3 protein-coding genes are annotated in these 6,000 nt (G+C 64.6%); 1 reads left to right on the top strand and 2 read right to left on the bottom strand.

Going from position 1 to position 6,000, the window contains the following annotated elements:
• The first annotated feature begins 780 nt into the window (after nucleotides 1–780).
• Nucleotides 781–1,017: a hypothetical protein gene (locus QM841_RS37895; protein ID WP_283335961.1), complete on the top strand. Its 237-nt coding sequence runs from the start codon at nucleotides 781–783 to the stop codon at nucleotides 1,015–1,017.
• 502 nt (nucleotides 1,018–1,519) lie between these two features.
• On the opposite strand, the gene QM841_RS37900 is transcribed toward QM841_RS37895, so the two are convergent.
• Nucleotides 1,520–2,377 (bottom strand): ParA family protein, encoded by an 858-nt coding sequence (locus QM841_RS37900; RefSeq protein ID WP_005571224.1) that lies wholly within the window; start codon nucleotides 2,375–2,377, stop codon nucleotides 1,520–1,522.
• Between the two features lie 115 nt (nucleotides 2,378–2,492).
• Nucleotides 2,493–4,112, bottom strand: coding sequence for a ParB/RepB/Spo0J family partition protein (locus QM841_RS37905; protein WP_283335962.1), 1,620 nt, complete (start codon nucleotides 4,110–4,112; stop codon nucleotides 2,493–2,495).
• Nucleotides 4,113–6,000 lie beyond the last annotated feature (1,888 nt).

Here is a 6,000-nt window from a genome sequence, read left to right on the forward strand (position 1 = left end):
TGCAGCGGCCACCGTACCGGAACCGTCACCCGCAGCGTTGCCCGATCCCCCCGAGTCGGACGACGCGTCGCCAGAATTGCCGAACGCTGAAACTGAAGCCCCCCAACTGCAGTCCGAGGCTTCGAAGCCGGTCGTTGCGCCCCGTCGGAAACCCAAAACACGCAGCGACAGCAGCACGGTGCCGATCCGGACCGCCCCTCCTGAGGTCTATCTCCCCCCGGCGGTATACACCGCACTGCGCCAACTCACGCTCGAGGAAAGACAGCGTGACCGCGCAACGGCGCGTCCCTATGGGCAAGTAGTCCTCGACGCTGTTGAGAGGCACGCCGGCGAACTTCAACGCCACTGGAGCGCCGCAGAACCTCAAGCAAGCGCTGGACTGTTCAAGCGGCGCGAGGCAGGTGCGCAACCGCGCCGCCGACGGCACAGCGAGATTCAAGCTCGTGTGCCTCTTGCCGGGATCATCGCCTCCGATACCGCCACACTCGATGCTCTAGCCGAAGAGTGGTCCGCGGGTAGCCGTAGCGCGCTGGTCGAACACGCACTCCGCCTCTATTTGGGCGTCAGACCAGACTGAATAACGGCAACCGCACCAGGACACGCGCGAATCGATAATCGAACGGAGCGGGGAACCGGGGGAGGGGCGTCCAGTCGTGGAGAGAGCCATCGTCGCCTCAACAAAGTGGCGGTGGCGTCCCCAGCCCATCGGACACCACATCGCACGCGGACCCTCCGGGAAAAGGTCGTCACTGCGGACACCCGTCCCGATATGGTGACGCGGTGGCCGAAACAACGTTCTCCCGAGACACGATCGTGGGTCTGGTCGCACTCCTCACGGTCGGTCTCGCGGCACTGGCGCCCGGCCTCTCGCTGGGCTGGAAATGGGTCAGTGGCCAGGGCAGCACGTCGGTTACGACGATCTTGATTCTGATCCTTCTGATCTTCGGCGGCAGTGCGGCAACGGCGTACGCATGCCGTGGACTCTGGAGCCGCTTCCGTCGTCCAACACACGATTGACTGCACCGTCCGGCACGGCACGATCAACGCGGGAAGGGGACAGCCCAGCCCTATCGATCGTGGCGCCGGAACCGCGCCGCCGACCACACCGACTTGGCTCGCGACCCTCGCTTGGTAGCCCTCGCTTGCCTATGACGATCCAGCAGAGGGCTTACCCGCCGCGGCGATTGCATCGACGGCTTGTCACAGGCCCTTCCGCCTGCCTCTAGAGCTCTCCACGCCACCCGCCTTGCCTCACACCGCCTTACCGGGCTCCAACGGCTCGGCGTCGGGCTGAATCGCGCGACCATCGTTGTAGGTCTCGGCAATCACTCTCAGTTGCGCTGCGAACGCCTCCTGCGTGAACTGCATAAGCGAGTACGGTCGCCCGGTCTTGCGACGCACGAGGCGTACCGCGGCCCGGGCGAGCGCGTGCAGATCATGGGGCACATTGACTGTGCTCGTCCCACGTGAAGGCCGCATGTGCCGCCCAACATCGTTCACCACAGGTGGCCTCCAGTCCCTACGCGACCACTGCCCGTTGTCCGAACAGCCCCAGCTTCTGCATGTGAGTCAGCGCAGCTCGGTAGTCGCTGGTGACCGTCTTTGCCCTGTAACCGTAGATCGGCACCGGAACATAGTTCGTGTAGGCCTCATCCACGATGCTCGCGCGACGGATCGGGGGCGTCACCCTGTCCTCGTATTCGCTCAGCAGATCGTCCATCTGCTCACGGTAAACGTCGCCGATCGGGGGGACTGCGCAGGGGACGATGGACAGCAGCGGAACGTCGACGCGGTAGGTCCGCTTGATCTTCCGCAGTTCCTGCTCCAACGCCGGGATGCCTTCGTTCTCCTTGCCGGAGGGCTTCGTGCATGTGATCAGGCCCCACGATCCGTACGGCCCTTCCTCATCGACGGTTGTCGCGAGGATGCCGGCGATCACCAGAACATTCAAGGAGCCGGGGGAGTCGATCAAGGTGACGTCGACAGGATCCGCTTCCTCAAGGGCGTCACGCAGATGAAGGACACCACCGGTTACTGCGGGCAGCTCCACGATCAGCTTGTCGAGTGTGTCACGAGCGGCGGGGACGATTGTGAGGTTGGGGATCTCCTCGTACACGGGTTGGTCGGCTTCGTCGTATCCCCGCAGCACCCGCGCTGGGCGTTCGACTTCTTTGATAGAAGCGTTGCGCCGGAGGACGTCGGCGGCGGTCTTGCCGGAGGCTTCCGGGTATCCGAGCCAGGTGCTTGCGTTTGCCTGACTGTCCATGTCGAGAACTCGGACGCGGTATCCGTCCTGGGCGAGCAGCGTGGCGGTCGAGGTGACCGTTGTGGTTTTGCCGGCACTGCCGGACAGGGTTGCTACTGCGTAGGTAGCCACGGGAACTCCTTGCGGTTTGAAGGTTCTGAATTCGTTGGTGTCCGCTTATGGGTGATGCACGGTGCATCACCCCGCGGCGGGGGCGAACTCGGTGATGCACCGTGCATCACCGACGTCAATCGGCGAGAGACAGTGCGCGGCGCGCGGCGTCGAGGCGGGCTTCCTCCCATGCGGTCGGCTTGTAACCGGCACGCTCGGACAGCAACTCCAAGTACGCGAGATCAGAACGGCCCCACCCCCGGGAGGAATCGGCTGCCGCGAGTTCGTAACCTGCAACCGCGCATGCCCAGGCGATCTCACTGCGGCGCTTCTCGTCGCCGTTCTCAACACTCACCCGGAACTCGGTGGAGTCGAGACCTTCCAATCCAACAAATGCCTGCGCCAGCCTCCACCCCTCCTTGCTCGTCGCCAGAGCGGAGATGCCATAGGCGTATTGGTCGATAAAGAAGGTCACCAACTTCTCCCGTGACGGAACGGAGGCCGCGAGCTTCTTGCCCGCTTCTCGACGCGCCTTCGCTGCCGCCGCCCCTGCTTCCGCTTCCCGCTTCGCGGCCAACTCGTCGGCATTGTCTTCGGCTCGAGCGGGTTTGTCGACGGCGTAGTAGACAAGCGTTCCTTGCCCGGGGTCGATCGCGCCGACGACTTTGGTGCTCGCGAGATCGATATCGGACACCTCGAACAGTCGATGCTCATGGAAGCTCTCACCGAACCGCTCGCGCGGATCCACGATATCGAGTCCCGCAGCCGATGCCTGCTCTCGGGACTTCCGTTCCGTCAGCACACGTTCAGCCGCGCGCGTCGGGCTCATTCCGCGATCAGAAATCAGCGTGAACGCCGCGAGCTGCTCGGAACGACGGGTATCCGAGCTTTGCGCCGGGTCTGGCTTCTTCTGCCAGCTCCGTGCGGGACCGTAGGGGAGCGCGCCCGCCAAAGCGGCGCCCTCGGCGCTTCGAATCGAGTCCTCCGCAATCGCAGCCTGGACCTCGGGGGCAAGGAGTAACAGCGACAGCCGCCTTGACACCGTCGCCTGATCGACGCCCAGCTTGTCCGCGATGGCACGCTGGCCCATTCCCAACTCGGAGTACCGAGCGAACATCTGAGCCTCGGCGATCTCCGAAAGGTCCTGGCGTCCGAGATTCTCCAGCGTCATGGCGTCGAGGTCGCCGTGATCGTCCATCACGGCGTCGTCAATTACCGCAGGAATCGTTGCCAGGCCGGCTGCGATGGCGGCCGCACGACGACGGTGCCCATAGATGACTACATACTCGGCATCGTCACCGATAGCGTGAGCGAGGTCAGGCCGCTCCGCGAGGAATCCCTCGCGCGTTACCAGCAGTGCGGGAACCTTGATGCCGTTTGCCCTGGCCCCATTGACTAGTTCATCCCACTTTGGGTCGCCAGTCTGAGGCTTGGACCTGTCCGGGTCATTGAACGGGTGCGGGGCGGTCTGGAGAACCGGAACCTGCACAACGGTCTGACCGTCGGCTGCAGCCAATCCGGCCAGCGCGGCGGTGATGCCGCCCGAGTTTGCATCACCATTCGCCTGCGTAGTAGTTACATCACCGGAGGCGGCGGCCGCGAGTTCCTCACTCTCTTCGCCGCCAGCGAACTTTCGGAACCGACTCGCTGTCTTCCTGCCTGCCGGTTTGCGCGCGGCTGGCTTTCGCTTGGTCGCGGCCGGACCGGTCGATGGACTGGCGGCCACCATTTCGGATGTCACTCCGGCGTTCATCATCCTCCATTCTGCGCATGCTTTGCATGTATTTAGATGGAGCGTACTGGGATCGATCTGCCTCCTTTGATATCTCCGGCGGCGTGTCGCCTATGCGGTGATGCACCGTGCATCACATCGCTTTGAACTCCGGGTGATGCACGGTGCATCACCGCCCAGGCAGTCGGATGAGGTTGCAAGCCGCGGTTAGGTTCGGCAGCGAAGAGTCCCAGCGCCCAGGTAAGCGTTCCACTGCCAACCGGTGATGCACCGTGCATCACCGCAGAGGATTCGCGATCAGCCTGGTTCGTCGTCCACTTGACCGCTAGGCGTGGCCGAGTCCCTTCCCTGTCGACTCCCTGTCGGCCTTTGGTGATGCACGGTGCATCACCAAAGGCGCACCCCACTCCCAAGTCAACACCGCCCGTGCGAAGCGGTGGCGCCCCACCGCGTCGGTCATGGGCCTCGACGTTCTTACCTGCCCCTTTGCGGTAACACCGCCACTGCAGAACCCGAACGGAGAGGACGCAGCGGACCGCATGTCTCGAGGAGTCACGCAACATTTCGTAGACCACCTCACGGATCTCGCCGTGATGCACCGTGCATCACTGTCGGCGTAACCCACCCCATGCCGGGCCAAGTCAAGATCCCCGGGGCGAGGCGAGGTCCACACAACACGCTTCGCGGTGATGCACGGTGCATCACCGCAAGGGAGTCGCTCAGCGCGGCTCGTCGCCTACTTGACCGCCCGCGCGGCCGAGTCCTTCCGTTGTCGAGGCCTTCGGTGATGCACGGTGCATCAAGGCCTATCCCACCCCGAACCGGGCCGAATCAATACCGCAGGAGCGAGGCGGGTGGCATGTCGGCGGTGATGCACCGTGCATCACCGCACGGGCGGTCAGATGAGGATGCAAGGCGGGGGAGGCTGTGGCCACACAGAGTCTCACGCCCAGGTGAGCGTTCCACTGCCGACCGGTGATGCACCGTGCATCACCGCGGGCGCGACCCACCTCGGGCCGGACCAGGTCAGCACCGTGCCTGTGACGGGCCGCGACGATCTGGCCCACTCCGTTGGCGGCAACATCGCCGCTGCAGAACCCGAAGAGGGGGCGCCCGCAGCGCGGACCGTATACCCCGAGGAGTCGCGGCCTTTCACACACCACCTCACGGGATCTGGCCGGATGCACCGCGCATCACGGCGGCATGACCGATCCAAATGGGACCAAACCAATGCGCCAGGATCCAGGGAGGTGGCAACCCGCCGGTGATGCACCGTGCATCACCGCACAGGCAGTCGGATGAGGTTGGAAGCCGCGGTAGGCGCTGGCGACAAGAGTCTCACGCCCGGGTAGGACGGTCATTGCCAGACCGATCGATGGGGCGTTCGTTACGAAGCGGATCTTGCTCTACGGGTTGCAAGTCACGTCGAGGCGGTGAACCTTCACGCTCTTGTTGGGGCCGTATCAGCATCGAGGCCATTCCACTTGATGAGCCTCGTGGGAAATCTCCGCTGAGGGCTGGGGCCAATTGGAAGTGGCGTCATACCGGTCGCCGGCTAACTGGGTCCTGAGATGCGATGGACGGCCCCGCGCGCATGTCGGTTTCGCTCTAGCGATCGGCGGGGCATCCCGTTGCGCTGCATCCTTGTTGCTCCGGCATATTGACGCTCTCCCGAGTCCACTGCCTTGGTTCACCTTGGCGAGGCCGTCCCCCCAAGGCAGCGCAACCGGGCCTGGACGGCACCGGGGGAGTGGGCGTGTGACGACTTATGCAAGGAACAGGAGGATGGGACTTGAAGTTGACCAGCTAGCGCTCACGGGAGCGTCGCTCGATCGAGTCGTGGGGGGGGGGGGGGGGGGGGCCCCCGCCCCCCCCGCGCCCACGGGGCGCGGCGCGGGGCCCGGGGCGCGGC

It is taken from the genome of Rhodococcus sp. IEGM 1307 (assembly GCF_030056915.1).
GTDB classification, from domain to species: domain Bacteria; phylum Actinomycetota; class Actinomycetes; order Mycobacteriales; family Mycobacteriaceae; genus Rhodococcus_F; species Rhodococcus_F opacus_D.

Excerpts from the sequence above, each read along its gene's own strand:
- QM841_RS37905 (WP_283335962.1), bottom strand. The coding sequence starts at position 4,112 with ATGATGAACGCCGGAGTGACATCCGAAATGGTGGCCGCCAGTCCATCG.